The sequence below is a fragment of the Legionella longbeachae genome (genome assembly GCF_004283175.1).
Taxonomy (GTDB): domain Bacteria; phylum Pseudomonadota; class Gammaproteobacteria; order Legionellales; family Legionellaceae; genus Legionella; species Legionella longbeachae.
Window position 1 is genome coordinate 31,403 of the sequence record NZ_RXNW01000009.1, and the last position, 20,786, is coordinate 52,188.

Genomic DNA, 20,786 nt, shown 5'->3' on the forward strand with positions numbered 1-20,786 from the left:
TATGAAAAAAATATTTATTGCATTGCTATTAAGTATCTCTACTACGGTGTTTTGTCAAACACCAGGCGAATTATTGCAGGCCAAACTTAATGGTATCCGAGCAATGACCGCGAATTTTAAGCAATCAGTGAAGGCAAAACATCGAGTCGTATCCCGCTCGTCGGGCACCATGGCTTTGCAAAGGCCAGGGCGATTTCGTTGGCAAACTGCTCAACCTATGGCGCAATTGATGGTTGCGGATGGGCAAAGAATCTGGGTTTATGATAAGGATTTAGAACAAGTAACGGTTAAAAAACAAAGCAAAGGTTTAGGAGGTACTGCTGCTTTATTTTTAAGTGGTTATGACGATACAGTCACTAGAGATTTTAATGTATCTCAAACTGGAGTGGGTGATGAATTGGTTTTTGATCTAAAATCAAAATCATCCAAGGCGAGTTTTCAACGAATTAAATTGAACTTTAGACAAGATCTCTTAACAGGGTTAGAGCTTTATGATCAATTAGGGCAAGTGACTACTGTTCAATTATCTCAAATTAAATTAAACCCCAAATTGGCTTCCAATATGTTTCAATTCAAAACGCCTAAAGGGGTGGATGTAGTTCAACAATGAGTTTGTTTCAGGTAGAACCTAAGCCACCACTGGCAGAGCTTTTAAGACCTAAAAATCTCAATGAGGTCATTGGGCAAGGCCATTTATTAGGCGAGGGGAAATCTTTAAAACTATGCTTTGCAGGGAAAAAACCTCATTCTATGATTTTATGGGGCCCACCTGGTGTTGGCAAAACAACAATTGCGCGAGTTGCTGCAGAAACTTTTGATTGTGAATGGATAGCATTATCTGCAGTTTTTTCGGGAGTGAAGGACATCCGCGCCGCGATTGAAAAAGCACAAGAAAACTTGATTTATGGTAAACATACCTTATTGTTTATTGATGAAATTCATCGCTTTAATAAAGCACAACAAGATGCGTTATTGCCTTATACAGAATCAGGCTTAGTAACATTTATAGGTGCTACTACGGAAAACCCTTCCTTCGAAGTAAATTCTGCTTTACTTTCTCGCGCCCAGGTCTACGTATTAGAACCATTATCTGAAGACGAATTACGACAATTATTCCAAAAAGCACATCAAGCAGTTTTGTCCCATCTTCAATTTGATGAAGAGGCTATAGAAATGATAATCGAGTTTGCTGACGGAGACGCCAGACGATTATTAAATACGCTAGAACAATTACAAACTGCATGTACCGCCATGAATAATGAACATGTAACCAAAGACTTTGTTATAAACTCTTTGGCTAAAAATCCACGGCGTTTTGATAACGGTGGAGAAAACTTTTACGATCAAATTTCCGCTTTACACAAGTCTGTTCGTGGCTCTCATCCTGATGCGGCACTTTATTGGCTGTGCCGTATGTTAGATGGAGGTGTAGATCCTCTTTATTTAGCACGGCGTATTTTGAGAATGGCGTGGGAGGATATTGGTTTGGCTGATCCACGGGCAATACAAATTGCAAATGATGCGCTAACAACATACGAACGCCTCGGTTCTCCTGAAGGAGAACTTGCATTGGGACAAGCGGTTATTTATTTGTCAATAGCTGCGAAAAGTAATGCAGGTTATATGGCTTTTAATCAAGCAATGGCTTTTGTAAAACAGGATAAATCTCGAGAAGTACCTATCCATTTGCGTAATGCACCAACTCGATTGTTAAAAAAACTAGGCTATGGCAAAGAGTATCGTTACGCGCATGATGAGCCTCATGCTTATGCTGCTGGTGAACATTATTTGCCAGAAGGAATGCAAGAGCCTGGATGGTACAAACCAGTCGAACGTGGCTTAGAAATAAAAATCGCCGAAAAACTCGCTTATTTAAGATCATTGGATAAAAAGAATAATTAATACAGTAGTATCGATTTGAAATAGCAGTAAATTTTCAATGTTGATCACTATTTGAATTTATATTTCCCATATATTGGTGATGACAATGAAAATAATAATTCATTAAGGTTTGTTTCATGTCCAGGCATTTAGATACCCCAAGTTCAAATACCTCAAAAGAACTCAAAAAACTGATAGAGTTAGTTTCAAAATATAATGAAATTTCTGATGAAGAAGAATATGTCGAATTAAAAAGGTTATTTTATCTACAAAAAATCAATTACTTAACGCAACACAGTACAATCAACAAAATAATACAATGGAGAAATCAACCAGGAAAAAATGGTTTAGAGAGTCATTTGCAAAAATATCAAATACACCGTGATTCATCAAAAATATTGCAAAGCATTGAATTTGCCAACGCCGTCTCTTGTGTTTTTTCTCCATTAAGACCTTTACAAGTAACATCGCTAACAGATTTCTATAAGGCAATGCAAGAACGCGATAAATTATTTACTAATGATCCAACCAAGGAAAATATTGCGAAGTATATTGAGTATAATCAGACCATAAAAGCTTATTATCAACAGAATCAACAATTACAAGAAAAAATTCAACGGCATATGTATTATTTATCACTTGCTTATGCAAAAGTTGATGCCATTCAGGGATTTGTACATGAAGAGTTTGATGAATATCAAACCGAAGTTCTTGGAAATCCCAAGAGCAATAATAAGAACTTTACTTTTAATATTGACGGCGAGCCAATAAGCATAGTAATCCGGGTAGAAGATCGACATACGATGGGTAAAGAACAACAATTGCAAACACATCAGGTGAGTGAATATTTCTCTGAAGATTATGTAACGATTATGGTTCCATTTCTTAATGATGATGACGAAACAATGCATCAACCTGTCGTAATTAGTGAATTTGGAACAAAAGGAGATTTAGCTCGTTATGCCGAAAAACTTAAGGGCCGAGATCCAAAGGAAATTTCTAAGCAAACACTGAATTTCATGGCAAAGCTCAGCGATTTTTGCACTAAACTAATGGACTCAGGGCATTATCATCCTGATATTAAATTATCTAATTTCCTAACTGATGGTGAGCGACTTATTGTCAGTGATAGAAAAACAATCACCGATAAGAAGGATCCAAAAGTAAACGAGATTTCCACTTCCCCGGCGTATGGGGCGCCTGAGTACCAACGGTGTCTTAGAGCTGGTAGTATCGGTCTAAATTTTAGAGCATTTTCTACTAAACTCGATATGCCTTCCTACATGTCTTTTCAAGTGGGTACGGCGTTAAAAGAGTTTATGCTCAAAAGTAACCTTATTCCTTTTAACGAGGAAAGTGAAAAAGATTTTGAGCAAAAATTTGTTAAATGGCAATTATTAAGTAAATTTGTAATATCTCCACCAGCGACAAATGAGGTAACGAATCTGTCATTACTTGTACAAGAATTAACTCGGGAAAATTCAAAAGATCGGTTACCTATCAGACATTTTCAAACATTATTAGAAAAGGTAACATCCTCAGCCGATACCTTTATACAAGAGGTGGAAAAATTATCTCCGGCATCTAAATTAAGCTCTTATGAAGATTTGGAATTAATTCGAACAATTTTAACTGCTGATAGTCTAGATAAGAACTTAGAGGAAAAACTAGGGCAAAAGGAGCCAGCTCATTTAGAAAAACTACTTCAAGATCCAAGACTTAATTCAGAATCATTGTTCAAAGGGAATGCTCTCTCTCATGCGAATCAATATTTGAGCGGTGTAGATAAGGCATTATTAGAAAAAGATTTAGAAAAATCCAGTAACTTTAGATGGTTTCTTCATAAAGTTTCTTTTGGATTTTTCAGGGTACCTCGGGTTAGTGCTATAGAGGATATAAAGGCTAATTTGCCCAAAATGAATAAAATAACCCAGGCATGTATTTTTTTAAACAGACTGGCAGGTAATGAAACTTTTCCGGGGCTTGATGCAAACAAAAGTGCTTTATTTCAAGAGATAAGCATCTTGAGACAAAAAGTTGAGCAACAAGCCCCAAAAGATGTTGAAAAATCTAACCGTAACCGCTTGGGTAAATCAACAAATAGTAATTTACAGGGTCTCCTTGATGATATATGCGATGTGATAATTCATGATACAGTTACAAGTGAAGCATGTGATGTGATAATCCATGATATTAGTGAAAAAGAGCAAGGTAAGGATGTAAAGAGAACAAAAACTTCACTTAAGAGTGGTGAAACATCTGTGGAGCGGCCTGTACATCATCAACTTGTTACTGCTTTGCCTCTAAATGTTGACGATATTGCGAATACAATTAAACGAGGTGATAAAATTAAAAAGGGATTAATTTTAATCAAAGAGACTGTTGTTCAAGAAACTTTTAAAAAAGAGATTCGAAGTAAGATAATTTAACTTAAAAATATTTGGGTATTCCAGGATTGTAAGTAAGGTGTGTTGACAATTCATCCCCAGCGTCTGGATGCCGCAAACAAGTCGTGGTCCGTAGGTGGTGGGGATGAATTGTCAATATGTCTTAATTACATAACTTTTAGATATTCTCATTTGAATCTAAATTTGTTAGAGTCAATAAATTAATTATAATAATTTCATCTAGCATGCATTATTCTAATTACCAAACTTGTGCTGTAAAACCACAAATACCTCTTTCTGAGTGGGATATTCTATCTAGTTTGCCTACGGCTTTAGTTATTATTAATTCCCAAGGACGCATTGTCTGGTTAAACCCGCCTGCAGAGGCGATGTTAGGTTATGGATTACTTGGTTCCTTATGGTTGGATGTGATATTGCGTGCGTTTGTTCCGCGTGTTGATGATGGTCATGAGGTTTCTCTTGCAGATGGACGGCGTGTTCATGTAGCAGTTGCTACTTTAGATAGCTTACCGGGTATTTTAGTTAGTTTAACCGATATTACAGCAACACGTGATTATGAAAAAGCTAAAGAAAATGAAAAGCGTTTAGTTTCTATTGGTACAATGACAGCCCAGCTTGCCCATCAAATCAGAACTCCTCTAGCTTCAGCTATGTTGTATACAGAGCATTTGAATAATCTTCTTGATTTGGATTCTCGCACTCAAAATTGGATTCTTAGATTACAAGAATGTCATAGTAGCATTGAGCAACAAATTCAGGATTTATTATTATTTGCACGCGGTACTACAATCGAACCCACACGCATGGATGTAACTTATTGGTGTTCTTTACTGGTGCAACGAGCCCAACCCTATGTTTTGGCCCGTGGCGTAACCTTTAATGTAAATAATCAACTTATTACCTGTGAGGCATTAATCCATGGGGAGTCACTCCTTGGCGCAGTTTTAAACTTGGTGATCAATTCATTGCAATCAGAGGCAACAGAAATTAATTTAACACTTGCATCTACTGACAATTCAGGTATACAAATAACAGTTGAAGATAATGGAAAAGGAATGACAGAAGAGGTGAAGAATCAAGCTTTTTCACCTTTTTATACTACAAAAGCTCAAGGTAATGGCCTGGGCTTGGCAGTTGTTTATGCTGTAGTAAAAGCGCATGGTGGTCGAGTGAGTTTGGAGTCTACGGAAGGAATTGGCACACAAGTTAATTTGTTTTTACCCTAGTAAGGGTACTAACTTTTAGAAAAGGAAATCTTATGAGTCATGTTTTAATCGTTGAAGATGATCCGGTATTAAGGGAAGCTCTGGCTGAAACAATGACTATTTCTGGCCATACCTATATTACAGCTAAAAATGGCAAGGAAGCTTTAGTTCTTCTTGAAATACATAATCCATCTGTAGTTTTATCTGATATCCGTATGGATGAGATGGATGGAAATCAGTTATTATCGGAAATCCAAAAAAAAAGACCGGGGTTGCCGGTTATTTTAATGACCGCTTATGGTTCTGTTCAAGATGCAGTGACGGCTATTCATCACGGTGCAGTGGATTATTTACAAAAACCTTTTAGTGCCCAGGTATTAACTGAAAAAATCAATCAATACATAAAAGTTGAATTTGATGAAAATACTGGAGAACCCATAGCCCAAGATCCTAAAAGCCAGGCTCTATTGTCTATGGCATTAAAAGTTGCTCGATCTGATGTAGGAGTTATGATTAGCGGTGAGAGTGGAACGGGCAAAGAAGTGTTGGCACATTTTATCCATGATCATTCTCCACGAAAAAAACAACCTTTCATTGCAATTAATTGCGCCGCAATTCCTGAACAAATGCTTGAAGCAACTTTATTTGGTTATGAAAAAGGTTCATTTACCGGGGCATATAAGTCTACTCCCGGAAAATTTGAGCAAGCGCAAGGCGGAACTTTGCTTCTGGATGAAGTGAGTGAAATGCCTTTAAGTTTACAAGCGAAATTGCTTCGTGTTTTACAAGAGAAAGAAGTAGAGCGTATTGGAGCTAATAAAACAATAACCCTTGATGTCCGTATCTTGGCTACAACAAACAGACTACTTAAGGATGAAGTGAAAGCCGGACGTTTTAGAGAGGATCTGTACTATCGTTTGAATGTTTTTCCCTTACAATGGCATCCGCTTCGAGAAAGAAAAAATGATATAATTCCTTTAGCCAATTATTTAACTCGTAAACATTGCCAGCATAAGCAACCCGTAGTTCCTGTAATTAGTCCAGCTGCACAAAAGTTGATGTTAGCTTATCCGTGGCCAGGAAATGCACGAGAACTTGATAATGTAATTCAAAGAGCATTAGTGTTACAAACACAAGGTATTATCGAAGCAGAACATTTACAGTTATCCTTAACCGCCCCTTTAGTTCCAGATACAAATTCAACTGCACACAGTAAAAACTTACAAGTCCATGAATTTGAATTGATTGAGAAAACATTATTAGAAAATGAAGGTAACAGGCAAAAGGTAGCTGCTTTATTAGGAGTAAGTGAGCGAACTTTGCGTTATAAATTAGCGAAAATGCGTGAGGAAGGTTACACTGTATAAAGCTTAAAATGTAGTATGAGCAAGAAAGCAATGGTATAGTAAAACAACTAATGAGTAACCGAATCCCAAGCGTGAGTAAAGTATTTAAACGAGTCTGGATGTATTTAGCAGTCTTCATTATTTTTATGGCTGTTTTTTCCAGCATTTTCCGTGCACTGACTCCATGGGCAAAAGAGTATAAAGGAGAGATTGAGCAACATTTATCCCTTCTTCTCGGCCAGCCAGTTACCATTCAAACGATAGAGACTGGGTGGTATTGGTTTCACCCTGTACTTAAGTTAAATCAAGTTACTTTAGGCGATGACTCAAATAAAAATTTCCATGTCAATAAATTATTAGTAGGAATTAATTTATTCAAATCCTTATGGAATTGGCAAATACAGCCAGGAGTCCTTTATATTGATGATATGCATCTTAATCTAAGGGAAAAAGATGCTCATTGGACCATTGATGGTATTACTACTAATGCACTCAATAGTGATATGACCCCCGAAAAAACCAAACAAATTTTAATTTGGTTATCACAACAAGAGCGTTTAATTATTAAACATGTTTCAGCTTATTTTTATTTTAGCGATGGTGGTTTGATTCCAGTAGATGGATTAAATGTATCGGTAGCCAATAGCGGTGGACATTATAAATTTAAGGGTGGAGCACGACTCGCTCAAACGAACAGCACTGATTTTCAGTTATTAGGAGATGGGTATTTTGATTCGGATCATTTTGAAGAGATAAAAGGGAGGTTTTATTTCTCAGCTAAAAATATCGTACCTGCTCAATGGCAAAGTTTATTTCCTCAAGCTACGGAACATCTTGAGGGCGGTAAAGGTAACATTGCTTTATGGGTTGATATGCGTCATGGTTCGATAACTTCGGTACAAGCACAAGTGGATTTTAAACGCTTGGCTTGGCGTTTGTTACGTAATCAACAAAGCCAATTGGTTCAGTCTTTTTTTGCAAACTTATCTTGGAAGCCTGATAATGTGGGATGGCAATTACTTGCTGATCACATTCAATTGCGTATGGGAGGAATAAGTTGGCCTGAAAATCAGATATTACTTAAATACAAAAAGGATCAACATAGTTATCAATTATTCGTGAAATCAATAATCATTGAATCGTTACTGTCCCATGCAATTGACTGGCCTAAAAGTATGCAAGCTCTTTTAGTTATGAAACCTCAGGGATTCTTGCACGATTCTCAAATAATGATCACAGCGAACACTAATGTTTCAAGTATACCTTCCATTCCGAATTTTAAGACGTTGACACTTGGTGCAGATGAATTACCTCAAATCGAACTTGCTGACAATGAGAACCAGAAAAATACTAAAGATAATTTGCAAGAAGATGATAATGAGATGGTTTTTAATAATTATTCCATTAATTATGTTTTAACACGGTTTGAACAGCTGGGATGGAGTGCTAAAGATTCTATCCCGGAAGTACATAACCTTTCTGGGGTGATTAACTGGCAACCTGACCAGGGACGTTTAGAACTTGACTCTGAAAATACCTCCATAAAGGTAAATGGTTATCCAGAGCAAATTTTATCATTACTCAATGGTGCTTTTGATTGGAAGGACTTGAATGACGGTATGCGTATTAGCATAGATCGATTTGTCATTAGTCAACCTGAATTGACCATGAGTATGCAAGGTGTTGTCGATCAAGTGAGTCGTCAGTCTATAGGTCATATTCGTTTGGGCGCCGAATTTTCCGGGAAAAATTGGCAGCAATGGGTTGCTTTTCTTCCTAAAGAATACTTGAAACCCAAATTATATCTCTGGTTAAAAAATGATTTAAAACGTATTGCTGAAGCGAGTGGTCGGATTAGGCTTAATGGTTTAGCGAAGGATTTTCCCTTTGATGATAATACAGGGGAGTTTACTATAGATAGTTTTGCAAGTGGGGGCGAGCTTGCCATCAATTCTAAATGGCAAGTGATTAAAGACATCGATGGATACATTCACCTCAATAAGCGTAATTTAAATATTGATATTACTCATGCTAATTTTCAGGGAGTTCCAGCCAAACAAATGCATTTGCGTATTGATGATATAGGAAACAATAAGGAAAATCTGATTGTTACTGGAAGAATTAATGCATCTGTTCAAAAAATGATGAATTATATTATGTCTTCTCCCCTTAAGACAAAACTTTCTCTTTTGAAAATGTTGTCTGTTAAAGGAACAGCATTACTCAATTTAAGGGTAGAAGCTCCTTTGTATCCTGAAAATGACACAGTGCTTGCTCAGGGAAATGCAACTTTTAAAAATAATACCATTATTGTGAATCATGAATTAAGCAAATTTACTGTTAAAAATTTATCAGGTGAATTAATGTTCAATGAAGCAGGCGTTACTGATAGTTCCTTGTCTGCTAATATTCTTGAAAATCCAATGAAAATTAAAGTTCAATCTGTTAAGCAGCCAAAACCAGCTACAACAATTACCATTAATGGAAAATGTAGCGTTGAGTCTTTAAAGGATCAATTTAAATTACCTATTTTTGATTTAGCTGATGGTTCATTTTTAGTGAATGCAGAATTAAAGCTCACGGATAAACCTTCTGAAGGGGATAGTATTAGTTTAAGCAGCTCTTTGGAGGGATTAGCGATTCATTTACCTGCCCCCCTGGGAAAAAAGGCTGATGAAAAAACTCCCCTAAATTTAAATATTGATTTTAATGCTAAAAAATCAATGCGGCTAAGAGGGAATTATGATGTGCGGCTTAGCGCTGATCTGTTGTTTAAAAACGAAAAGCTAGGTTTGGCTTTTAGTTCAGGGCAGTTGCGCTTGGGAAGTGCAAACGCGGTAAATCAGAATTTACCAGGACTTTCACTGGTAGGATCATTAAAAGGTTTTGATTTACATGATTGGAGGAACATATATACTCAATTCTCTACAAAGACAACGAATACATCTTTATTAAATAAACTACGTATCATCAATATAACCATTGATAAATTTAGCTTTTTAAAACAACAATTCAATGCTATGGCAATTGAAGCAAAAATACTGCCAAATAAGGATTGGTCTTTTAATTTAAAGCAAAAAATGATTGCTGCAGATTTGGTTTATCATGCACCAACCAACGAATTGAGTGGCCATGTCCAGTATTTGAATTTGGATAAACTCTATGTTGCTAATAAGGATTATGCTGATGCAGTAGAAATACACCCAGATCAAATTCCAAATCTTAATTTGCGTATTGATAACTTATCAGTGAATAAAATACAAATTGGTAATATTACTTTGAAAAGTCAATCCAGTGTCGGAAAATGGTCAATCAATTATTGCCGAATTGATTCTCCAGTTTATCAGTTTGATATCCAGGGAGAGTGGACCGAAAAAAATAAAGTCAACCAAACAAAACTGGATGTTAAGTTAAATATGACCCAACTATCAAAAACTCTGGAGCGCTGGAATATAACCCCTGCGGTCCATGCTAAAAAAGGTTATATGGAGTTTCATGGTGGGTGGAAAAATAGAATATATAATTTTTCTCTTGCCGCATTAAATGGAGAGATGTATCTCCAACTTAAAAATGGAAGAATTACTCATTTAAGTAAGGCAACTGAAGAAAAACTAGGTTTAGGTAAGCTATTAAGTATTTTGAGTTTACAGACCATTCCTCGTCGATTGCAATTGGATTTTAGTGATTTGTCACATCAAGGGTACAGCTTTGACATTTTTCAAGGAAATTTCATGATTAACAAGGGAATCATGAGCACCCAGGACAGTTATTTGGATGGTCCAGTTGCTTATGCTGGTATGAAAGGGGATTTAAACTTACCCAAGCATACTTACAATTTGAACTTAAAGATCTCACCCCATATAACAGCAAGTTTACCTGTGGTCGCGACTATTGCAGGTGGTCCTGTTGCTGGTGTTGCAGCATGGGTTGCGAATAATATTATAAGTCAAAGTATGCAAAAAATTTCTGGGTACAGTTATAAAATATCAGGGCCATGGAACGAACCTGTTATTCAGCAGCTTAGCATGGTGAAGAAACTAATGAAGAGAGTAGTGGACTAATTTAATGGCAAGAGGACGAATACTCTAACTTCTAAAATGAAGACATAAATGTTTCATCTTATATTCGATAGTTACTGGGATATCTGTTTATTAAAAGAGAGTCCTGAAAATACCCCTTATTCTGTTTCTCGATTGGTTTTGAGTGGATTTTTTTTGGCTTTACTCATCATGACGGAATGGAATGTTACTTCTTTTAATTCTTCAGATGATATGGCAAATACTGCGCTTATTTCTTGTTGCTTGATTGGTTCAGACGTCATTTATACTTATCTGGTTTTATCGTTTAAGGGTTTAGCAACAAGATTTGTACAAGTGTTAACCTCATTATTTATTATCAACATTATTATCCATATATTAGTTGTTCCTTTGTTGCTGATCGCACCCTATTTATCTCAGGTTCATTCAAGAAACCCCTTATTTTTATTTCTGGGAATTATTTATTTATTTTTAAATTTGGGATTATCGGTTTGGCAATTTGTTATTACAGCTAATATTTATAAGTTCGCATTAAATGTGACTATGATTCAAGCGCTACTAACTACTTTTGGTTTAGTTGCTGTTAATATTTTGACGGTTTCTTTATTACAATGAAATAAGGATTATTATGCATTTACATATATTAGGTATCAGTGGAACATTTATGAGCGCACTAGCCTTGCTTGCTCGTGAAGCAGGGCATAGAGTCACTGGCAGCGATGCTAATTGTTACCCACCTGTCAGTGATTTGCTTGAGGCAAAAGGGATAGATTGGACTGAAGGTTATGTAGATACACGTTATGCATTACAGGCTGATTTAATTATTGTAGGTAATGCAATTAAAAGAGGGATGCCTGTACTGGAGGCTGTTCTAGAGTCAGGAAAACCCTATACTTCAGGACCCCAATGGCTTGCCGAAAACATTTTATCCAAATTTCAAGTGATCGCTGTTTCGGGTACACATGGCAAGACAACAACCACTTCTATGATTGCTTGGATTCTACATCAAGCAGGATTGAATCCTGGTTTTTTGATTGGCGGGGTATCATCAGATTTTAAAACCAGTGCGTGTTTAGGTTCAGGAAAATGGTTTGTAATTGAAGCAGATGAATATGACAGTGCTTTTTTTGATAAACGTCCTAAATTTATGCATTATCGACCAAGAATAGCTATTTTAAATAATTTAGAGTTTGATCATGCCGATATTTATACTGATCTTGCCGCAATTCAATTACAGTTTCATTATTTTTTAAGAACGATACCTGCAAGTGGTGTTGCGATCAAACCTTGTCATGATCAAGCACTAAATGAAGTTATTGCGCGTGGTCAGTATTCACGAATTGAAGAGCTTTCTTTGGACGGTGATGCACAATGGTCTGCAAAATTACTTGAAGATAATGGTTCGGCATTTAAAGTATTGTATCTGGGAAAGGAAGTCGCAAAAGTCAATTGGCCCTTAATTGGCCGTTTTAATGTGGAAAATGGTTTAGCCGCGCTTGCTGCGAGCGTAAATGCCGGAGTGAGCCCAGAAGTAGCTGCTAGAGCCTTAGAACGTTTTACGCCTGTGAAACGGCGATTGGAAGTTCGTTCCAATATGCATGGTATTACCGTTTATGATGATTTTGCTCATCATCCTACAGCCATAAGACGCACTGTTGATGCTTTAAAAGGGAGTAATAGGCATCAACGAATTTTTGCAGTTTTGGAATTTGCATCATATACCATGCGTACCGGCGTTCATGCTACTGAAATGGCACACGCATTGGAATCAGTTCATGGTGCCTATGTTTTAGAGCCCCAAGATTTTGATTTGCATAAAACCCTGGATCATTGGACCTGCCCTTATACCATTTGTAAAAGCCATGATGAAATTGTTAATGAAGTCTCAAAAGCAGTACAGGCAGGGGATGCTGTATTGGTTATGAGTAACCGTGGTTTTAACGGTATTCATCAAAAGCTAATTACTTCAATTGATGAGCGTTTTGCAATGTAGCGTTATTGATAAAAATTTTAATAAAATGACAGCACATTGAACAGTTAAAACTCAAGCATTGATTTAGAAAAAGAAACGCTTAATTCTTTTTATGTTCAATTCGTTAAATTAATAGTTGCAATATTTTTTATTGGTTGTTATAAAAAATGGAGGCGTTTACATTTTAGGATATAAATGACGCGTTGCAGTTTTGCGGGTCACTATTTGCAGGAGGGATGCAATGACTCAGTTTGCCAGTTTTCAGCAAAAAGCAAAACGATTAGCGATGTGTTTGGCACGATCTTATGGACAACAGACAGGCTGTTTAAGTTTTTTTTCAATACTCATTCCTGACAATGCTGCCATGGACGTTGCGGGTACCATAAGTCTCCTGGCCCTGAGTTTAGATGAGACTTATGAATTACTCAATTATATTAAAGACGTCAAAAGGGATCCTAAGTTAACTCTTGAGGAGTTCAATGAATATAGAACCAGAGTGATTATTGGGATCTATTTGTTAAAGTGGTTTCAATATAGCTCAATAATAAACAGTTACTTGCATCAACCTTTGATTGATCTGTTTCGTAGTCATTTGGGGGTGCAATCACTCGAAGAGATAGATAAGAGATTCTTTGATTCGTGTCTGAGCGATCTTAGTTATTATTGCACTTTTGTTTATGAACGACGTGAAGAAGAAACATATAGTGAATTAAATACACGATTAGGAGTAACAATTCAAAAAGATATTCATGAGGCTAAACACTTATCGTTTCATAAGGATTCTTCAACGTTATACGGTATTTATAGAGGGATCATGGGCTCTTTGGGATTGAATATGTAATAAGGAGGTTGTATGACTTATACCCCACCACCATTTGCGACATTTAGAGTCAATACTTTTAACCTGGATACTGCATATTCTACTTTATTAGGAAGATATAAAGTGGTTGATGTACGAAGTAGTGATTCAGTGCAACAAACCAGCCTTGAAGTATTAATAGCCAGAACAAATGAAGTTATAAAGTGTAAGACCGATAGAGAGAGTCAACGCGAAGTATTTAACTTATTAGTTAATGAATTGCGACAAATTCCCAAAGAGGATAAAGAAAAAACCACTCAAGGCACTTTGTTTTTGTTAGGCGCTTTAATTCATCGCTATTTTCGGTTAATCAAAGAGTATGATGATTATAATGGATATGCATCTTGGACCTACTTTGGCACATGTGATGTCACTAATTGTAAATTGTTCCTGGCGATAAGACGAGCATTACAATTTAGGGAGATAGAGTACATTCCTAAAAAGAAGTTCAAAGAGGATGACTTAAAGATTCTTGATGTTGTTACCATTGTACGCGCATTAGAGGTTTTTCGTGATAATATGCTTATCGAAGATCAAGAAAAAGTTCTTCGATACATGAAGTATCCTCATTTTGCTCTAGATGCAAATTTCCAAAAATACTTACAGGATATTATCGAGCAACAAACGAGGCGTGGTGCTGCAGTTTTGCATCGATTTAAGGCAATTGCTTTTGTCCAATCCCTAATAAAGCAAATTGAAAATGAACGACAACAACTTGAAAAAGATATTGAAAAATGGTGTAAAGCGGTAGCAAAGGAGCACAGGGATTTTAATAATTTTAGGGTATTAAATGAAGAGGCAATTAACACCAGCATTATTAAGCATGTTGAATCAGAAAAATCAAGAAATATAATATATGATTTATATTACACACCTTGGATTCAAGATAATCTTGAATCTACCGATTACAGCACTTTATTATCTAAGATTAAGGAGTGTTATGATCAGAAATGCAGTTATAAGCTTTTTGGCGGATATGTTTTATTATTACAGCAGCCAAGAAGCATGGATGACAATTTGTTGTTTATTTTGCAAAAGGCTTTAGGTCTCGAGTACTCCTTGGATGAATTAAGCAAAAATGATATGTTTAATGGAATTAGATTTCTCAAACAATTTCTTGAACATGAACCAGGAGTAGTTTTAGATTGTGAGTTTTTCGGTGGGAGAGATAAAATGGAGACTCTCCTGGCACGAACAGAGAAAGAGTTGACCAAAGCAAAATCCGTGGAAAGTTCTGAGAACACAATTGCATTAATATGATCTGGGAGGTTTTCTAAAAAAGTCCCGGATTGTGAACATCGTGTTCCGGGATTTAATGTTTTTATAATTAATGGCGCCCTCTCAGGTGTATCGCACACGATTAAATATTACTGCTAAATCAAATATCTAAATCAATACACAAAACCTAAGTTTTATTTCGGCTGGCAGATCCATCCAAAACCAATCATTGCATAGTGAGGTTGAGTCAAGATGATTCGAACTTACTCTGTTTGTTTCTTGGGAAACAGTTAATTTAAGGCAATGCGGTAAATGTTAAAAACATTTTCATATTAATTTTAAATTAATCATTGTGGATTATAATAAGAAAGAATAATCCGTTGAATTGAGAGCTAATATGTTTACAGAAATAGAAAAACGTGAATTTTTGATTCGCCTAGGTGAACAATTTGCAGATCCTAATAAGTTAGATAAAGCTGTATTTGATAGACAACTAGCAAAAATAAGATCTAAAACTTCATCTTTGCGTGAGCTTGATGCTTATGGAGTATTTAATTCAGATGGTTCCGTAAATCAAGAAGTAGCTCGTCAATATGGGATAGTGTTCGATGAAGGTCGAGTTAAAGAACGACTGCTAAAATGTGGGTTCAAACATCTATCATTTCGAGAAATGCTCATTTTTGAAAGTGTTATTGCCACTGTAATTAATGATCTCTCTGATAAAACTAATAAAGATACAGTAAGTCTTCAATATGAGGAAGCTGCTCTAAGTGGAAAAACTGACCAAAAATCAATAGACAGAGTAGAAGAAATACTTGATGAACTCATGTATATAACTGCTCATCAGCCACAAAAAGGATTAGATAAAGAAAGTTTTGCAGATTTTTGGCCTCTTCCAAGCTTTAAACTTACTCATCCATTGAGTATGGAATTAACAGGTCCAGCACAACAAATGTTGGGAATGGGGTATTTTAAATTTAAAGACACCAATGTTTCAATTTCCGCAGGGCCTCATTCTGCGAAATCACTTACAGATCCAGAGAACCCCGAGCAATACGAAGCGCAACGTGATATTGCACATTATTTAAATAATTTACGTACTAATAAGGTAGCTCATGTATTTGCCATGGGTAGAGTGTTCCCATACTACCCACAAGATGGTGTTTCGAAAAGTAGGGATATAATAAAAGATCAAACCTTAGAACAGGACTTTATTAATTATTTCATACCAGACACTGATGGGAATGTAAAACTTCCAGATATTCCTGAACTTAAGGATATCCATATTAGTTCTGACCCTATTAAAAAAGTAGGACGATTTATAACTTATGAAATCAGCATTAATGGAAGTGATCCAATCCAAATCCATCATTTTCCCATTCGAGATAAGCAACCCTTGGAGTTAACTCCAGAAGAATTAGCCTATGTCAAAGAAGTGAGTAAGACAACAGCTCCTGAAAAAAGTATTCACACACATTGTCGCGGAGGAAAAGGACGTAGTGCTCAAATTGCTTACCTTTTAGCATCCTTAAATCCTAAATACGGTCAATTGTCTCATGATGAACGACTCGCTCAGATGAGAGTTGAGAAAACTACTAGCACAGATTCAATGAGTTTTATCGAAACTGAATTTCAAAAAAATTATATTGAAGAAGCTGGATATCAAATTCACGAAGATATTTCCCATCCAGAAAAAGGCGCAAACCTTGAGCGTTATGTCATTTATGGAGCCCTATTAAAGCAAGAAATTGATAAGTACATTCAACAGAAGGGTATGCCTGAAAAGAGAGTAAATGATGAGAACAAAGAATTTATTGAATTGATGGAAAAATATCAAGAGCTCAGTTCGATTGCTCCTGAAGACCTAGAACAATGGGTTACTCATGTGTGTGACAACACAATCATCAGTGAACAAACGAAAACATTATTAAAGGATATAAAGAGCTCTGGTGATTTCTTATTACGTGCATTTAAAGAAAATAAGGATCCAGTACAACTGAAGTTGTTTTTTGACTTACAAGCCAGTCATGGAACATATCAAGATTTTCTTAGCCAATTAAATTTAATTAATGAACCTCCAAAAGATGAAAAATATGTATCTTTATTTGTCTCTCATTTACAAGATGCCTATTTAAAAAATTATCAAAAATTAATGCCTCAAGAAAAAAAACCATTAAAAAACATAGTCTTTTCAGATATTTCAACAAGCATCAATAGAATAGTAGATGAAATTATTAAAGGCAATTTTAAGACATTCACAAAAGAAAAGTTCGAGAGTTTAAAAAAAGAATATCTTCAATGTAAACAACGCATCGAACTTCTAGAAAAAGCAGAAGTTGATGATAATAAGGTGCTTAATGAAGAATTTAAACGAAAGAGTAATCTAGCAGAACAATTATTTAATTTGGATTATGAGCATCTTGAAGTAGAACCACAACAGATAAATGCGAAAATGGGCTGGCTCTATGAACAGCTAAGTAAATTGAGCTCCACTAATGAACTTAATCCGGAAAAGTGGGATGAATTTAAAAAACAGTTTACTGCACTCAAAACCATATTTGCTCATACAAAGTTAGAGGATATGCCTCCTCCAGCCATCCTATCAACGCTAGATAAAATATTTCAAGGAAAAAGAGAGCAGACTGAAAACTTATTTAAAGGGGTAGTTTTACAGGTAAAACCAGATCACGAAGAAAGTCTAGAGGACTTTGTGGCTGGTTTAGGAATAACTTTATTAGAAGCTGCATCCACAGAGCTTCCCAAAGAATATTTTGGTGATGATGCAGATGGTATTTATTCTAAAGAAATCAATCTATTATTAGAGGATGTTGTTAAATTAGCTAGTACCTATAAAAAACCTTCCGTGCAAGAGAAGATTGATTTATCGCAACAACGTAAAGTACCAACTCAGGAAGAATATGAAAAAGCACGACAACAAGTGATTGAACTCATTGCAAAACATACTCCATTTCTTATTAGTAAAACTGATCTTAGAGTGCAGTTTGAAAATCTAAACCAAGATTTTTTACGTCTTGAGCGAGACTTTCAAACTCAGAGCCTTGAGTTTAGAGAGCTAAAAAAACGCTTTACTGAATTGAAAACAGAATATAAAAGGAGCAATAGCCAACAAAATAATGGATTGATCAATCAATTAATAAACAAAATTGAAAAGCAAATTGAAAGTGTTTTTGATGTAGATGAGTCAAATCAAGAGCTTCTTGCCAAATCAATACAAAAGCATAGTGAATCTATGGAAAATGCTTTGAAAGTAAAATCAATGCGCGATGCCGTTAAATCGGGCATTGCTCGAGAGAGTCAAGATGAAATTGATTATTTTTTATCGAGTGTTGAAACGAAAAAATTACAAGAGGTGAAGTATCCGAAACGACCTAAGCTCATTGTATTTGATGTGGATGATACACTTATTGATTTAGAAAAAAATGAACTCAAACGAGCAGAAGAGTTAATCAAGGTATTGGAGTATGCCAAAAAACATGGTATGGAAGTAGCCCTTGCTACCAATCGTACGGAGGGTTTAGATGCTGAAGAGAAAACGCCTGTCGCACAATTAAAAAAGATAATCAGAGAGAAAGCGGGAATTGATATTTCGAATATGTTAACTTTTTTAGAAACTCCGTCTTTACGGCATGAAGCAGAAAGTATATTTAGATATGCGCAAGAAAAAGTTCCTCAATTAAAACGAGAAATTCAAATCTTACAAGGTCAAATGGTCGAAGCAGAAGATAAAGAAAGTTATCGCCAAAAAATCGAGAAAATACAACAGAAAATTGATTCGCTTGAGACACGATTAATCGCCGGTAAATTTACAAAATTAGACTCAATAAGAAGGCATTATCATGTACTTAAAAACCTAAGCAATTATTATCAAAGTGTTGAAGGTGGAGTGTTACAGGATTTTAAAAACCCCGAATTTACAAAAAATATAGGAATCACTGATTTTATAGAACAACAAAAAATTTGGACTGACTTATTTAAATTGGCCGAAGTCCTAATGCGCTCTGATTCACTTAAAGACCCAAGACCCTCATTACAAACGATATTAAAAGATATAATTTTTGATGCCGATAAACCGGAGCGTTTACAGAAAAAATATGGAGATCTGCAACAATGGGATGGCTTGATACAGAACATTAAGATTCATAAGGAGTATTTGAGACAAAATATCCCTCAAATCGAAGTGTTTTATCAAAGTCGATTGGCTGCACAGAAGGCAAAGTACGAGAGACAAGATCTGCTGCATGAAGACGATGTCTTATTTCTGGATGATAATAAAGTCATTATTGAGCAAACTCATCAACACAGTAACTATAGAGCAATTAAAGTTAGTGATCCTGGAGAGGATTCCTTTCGCTATATGGTTGATTTCAATTATGAGATGGGTGTCTATAATGGCGTTATTGCTTACTTAAATGGAGATAAAGCAAATGCTCCACAAAGTTATGGCCCAGATAGTTTAAATAAGACCTTGAAGTCTTACTTAAACGATAATAACATCCCTAATTTTGCAAAGCATGGATTTCAACATTCGCCGATTGTATTACATGTCAAGATGTCTACAATACTAGGGAAATTAGCCGAGTTAAACCCCGATCCAACAATACAAAAACATTACAAGGAACAATTTCTTGCAGCTGCTATCGAGCGTTATAATGAATTACCAAAAGAGTTACAAAATGATTTTGTGAAAACTTATTATAATGATACACGTGAGGCTTTAGAAGTAATTAACAATAATCTTATAGAATTAATAAACTCAAATCCACAACTAGAACAAAACGTTTTACGCTCTCAGTTAAATAAATTAAAAGCTCAATTAAACGAAATTATCGCAATGGATGAGAAATTTTCCCAACATGTTTCAGCAACTTTTGTAACTCCTGAGGCGAAATTGTTACGATCGATGATTGTTGGAGGGTTATTTACAGGGAAACTCGAAACATTGGAAGTAAAAGAAAATAAAGCACATTTTAAAGAAAAGCATGATGTAGCTCGGGTAATGTTTTACACAGAGTCAATGAAACAAAGACCTGATATCTATCAGAAAAATATTCATCCTGTTCTTAAAGAAATGGATTCCTTCGATACAGAATTTATAACGAAGCAATATCAACATCTCATTGAAAAAGATTTGAAAAAAATTATCGATGTTTATGTGCGTGACAATGATCCTTTTTCAATTCTAAATGATGATATCATACGAAATGAATATCCTTCTGTGCAGCGTCTTTTAGAGATTGTTCAGGATGATGTGCGGAGGATTGATCCTGTGTTAGAGGTTGGTACGGTTCATCGTCAATTGGTCGCAGCAGAAAAACTAAGTGAACCTCTAATCCAAATTGCTCAATACCAAAATGTGGTGCACGATTTACTAAAAGAAGATCCTAAAGTAGATTATCTGCAACAAATCCGTGGTATATCTACAAAAATAAAAGAGCTTAAAAACCAAAATGAAAAGAGCCCAGAATATCAAGCTAAACTCTTTTTGGATAAAGCTGAGAAATATTTACTTGCCAAGAATTGGAATGTTGGATTTCAATGGCATAAACATACAGTACTAGTAGATGGTAAAGAAAAGAAAATTCCAGCAACTGTGGCAAAACAATTAGATATTATAAAAAAAGCACGAGAAAGCGAGAACTTTTTAGAAGCGAAAAAAGACTTTATAAATATAGGTAGACAAAGAGAGCACTCATGGGGCTTCTCTTCAGGAGTAGCAAAAAATTATTATTCTATATTCAAGAAAAAAGATGCAAGTTTAGACAAAGATTTGGATAATGAATTTACTTCTAGTAAAAAGTTTACATAGAAATTGTGTCACAGATCATGGGGGGATCTTTCA

General features: G+C 35.6%; 11 protein-coding genes. All 11 read left to right on the forward strand.

Going from position 1 to position 20,786, the window contains the following annotated elements; genetic code table 11:
* Window position 1 precedes the first annotated feature (1 nt).
* The 11 genes from lolA to EKG34_RS10345 all read left to right on the forward strand — a co-directional run bounded on the left by lolA (window position 2) and on the right by EKG34_RS10345 (window position 20,753).
* The gene (gene lolA, locus EKG34_RS10295; protein ID WP_003636118.1) at window positions 2-610 is read left to right on the forward strand and encodes an outer membrane lipoprotein periplasmic chaperone LolA; all 609 of its coding nucleotides are present in this window, start codon (window positions 2-4) and stop codon (window positions 608-610) included.
* Complete coding sequence (locus EKG34_RS10300) at window positions 607-1,902, forward strand: replication-associated recombination protein A (RefSeq protein WP_003636119.1); 1,296 nt, start codon at window positions 607-609, stop codon at window positions 1,900-1,902. The genes lolA and EKG34_RS10300 overlap by 4 nt, the downstream gene beginning before the upstream one ends.
* 116 nt (window positions 1,903-2,018) lie before the next feature.
* Window positions 2,019-4,310, forward strand: coding sequence for a hypothetical protein (locus EKG34_RS10305; RefSeq protein ID WP_003636120.1), 2,292 nt, complete (start codon window positions 2,019-2,021; stop codon window positions 4,308-4,310).
* A 203-nt stretch (window positions 4,311-4,513) separates the two neighbouring features.
* The gene (locus tag EKG34_RS10310) at window positions 4,514-5,515 is read left to right on the forward strand and encodes a sensor histidine kinase (RefSeq protein ID WP_003636121.1); all 1,002 of its coding nucleotides are present in this window, start codon (window positions 4,514-4,516) and stop codon (window positions 5,513-5,515) included.
* Window positions 5,516-5,547: 32 nt separating this feature from the next.
* Window positions 5,548-6,861 (forward strand): sigma-54-dependent transcriptional regulator, encoded by a 1,314-nt coding sequence (locus EKG34_RS10315; RefSeq protein ID WP_003636123.1) that lies wholly within the window; start codon window positions 5,548-5,550, stop codon window positions 6,859-6,861.
* Window positions 6,862-6,911: 50 nt separating this feature from the next.
* Window positions 6,912-10,901 carry a YhdP family phospholipid transporter gene (locus EKG34_RS10320; RefSeq protein WP_012979288.1) on the forward strand — a complete coding sequence of 1,330 codons (3,990 nt, stop codon included), beginning with the start codon at window positions 6,912-6,914 and terminating at the stop codon, window positions 10,899-10,901.
* A 48-nt stretch (window positions 10,902-10,949) separates the two neighbouring features.
* Window positions 10,950-11,492 carry a hypothetical protein gene (locus EKG34_RS10325; RefSeq protein WP_003636127.1) on the forward strand — a complete coding sequence of 181 codons (543 nt, stop codon included), beginning with the start codon at window positions 10,950-10,952 and terminating at the stop codon, window positions 11,490-11,492.
* 13 nt (window positions 11,493-11,505) lie between these two features.
* On the forward strand, window positions 11,506-12,870 hold the full coding sequence (gene mpl / locus EKG34_RS10330; protein WP_003636129.1) for a UDP-N-acetylmuramate:L-alanyl-gamma-D-glutamyl-meso-diaminopimelate ligase: 1,365 nt from the start codon (window positions 11,506-11,508) through the stop codon (window positions 12,868-12,870).
* 220 nt (window positions 12,871-13,090) lie between these two features.
* Window positions 13,091-13,690 carry a hypothetical protein gene (locus tag EKG34_RS10335; RefSeq protein ID WP_003636131.1) on the forward strand — a complete coding sequence of 200 codons (600 nt, stop codon included), beginning with the start codon at window positions 13,091-13,093 and terminating at the stop codon, window positions 13,688-13,690.
* Window positions 13,691-13,702: 12 nt separating this feature from the next.
* The gene (locus EKG34_RS10340) at window positions 13,703-14,968 is read left to right on the forward strand and encodes a hypothetical protein (protein WP_003636133.1); all 1,266 of its coding nucleotides are present in this window, start codon (window positions 13,703-13,705) and stop codon (window positions 14,966-14,968) included.
* Between the two features lie 355 nt (window positions 14,969-15,323).
* Complete coding sequence (locus EKG34_RS10345; RefSeq protein WP_003636135.1) at window positions 15,324-20,753, forward strand: protein-tyrosine phosphatase family protein; 5,430 nt, start codon at window positions 15,324-15,326, stop codon at window positions 20,751-20,753.
* Window positions 20,754-20,786 lie beyond the last annotated feature (33 nt).

Coding starts and splice junctions, on each gene's coding strand:
- lolA (WP_003636118.1), top strand. CDS start 2: ATGAAAAAAATATTTATTGCATTGCTATTAAGTATCTCTACTACGGTG.
- EKG34_RS10300 (WP_003636119.1), top strand. CDS start 607: ATGAGTTTGTTTCAGGTAGAACCTAAGCCACCACTGGCAGAGCTTTTA.
- EKG34_RS10305 (WP_003636120.1), top strand. CDS start 2,019: ATGTCCAGGCATTTAGATACCCCAAGTTCAAATACCTCAAAAGAACTC.
- EKG34_RS10310 (WP_003636121.1), top strand. CDS start 4,514: ATGCATTATTCTAATTACCAAACTTGTGCTGTAAAACCACAAATACCT.
- EKG34_RS10315 (WP_003636123.1), top strand. CDS start 5,548: ATGAGTCATGTTTTAATCGTTGAAGATGATCCGGTATTAAGGGAAGCT.
- EKG34_RS10320 (WP_012979288.1), top strand. CDS start 6,912: ATGAGTAACCGAATCCCAAGCGTGAGTAAAGTATTTAAACGAGTCTGG.
- EKG34_RS10325 (WP_003636127.1), top strand. CDS start 10,950: ATGTTTCATCTTATATTCGATAGTTACTGGGATATCTGTTTATTAAAA.
- mpl (WP_003636129.1), top strand. CDS start 11,506: ATGCATTTACATATATTAGGTATCAGTGGAACATTTATGAGCGCACTA.
- EKG34_RS10335 (WP_003636131.1), top strand. CDS start 13,091: ATGACTCAGTTTGCCAGTTTTCAGCAAAAAGCAAAACGATTAGCGATG.
- EKG34_RS10340 (WP_003636133.1), top strand. CDS start 13,703: ATGACTTATACCCCACCACCATTTGCGACATTTAGAGTCAATACTTTT.
- EKG34_RS10345 (WP_003636135.1), top strand. CDS start 15,324: ATGTTTACAGAAATAGAAAAACGTGAATTTTTGATTCGCCTAGGTGAA.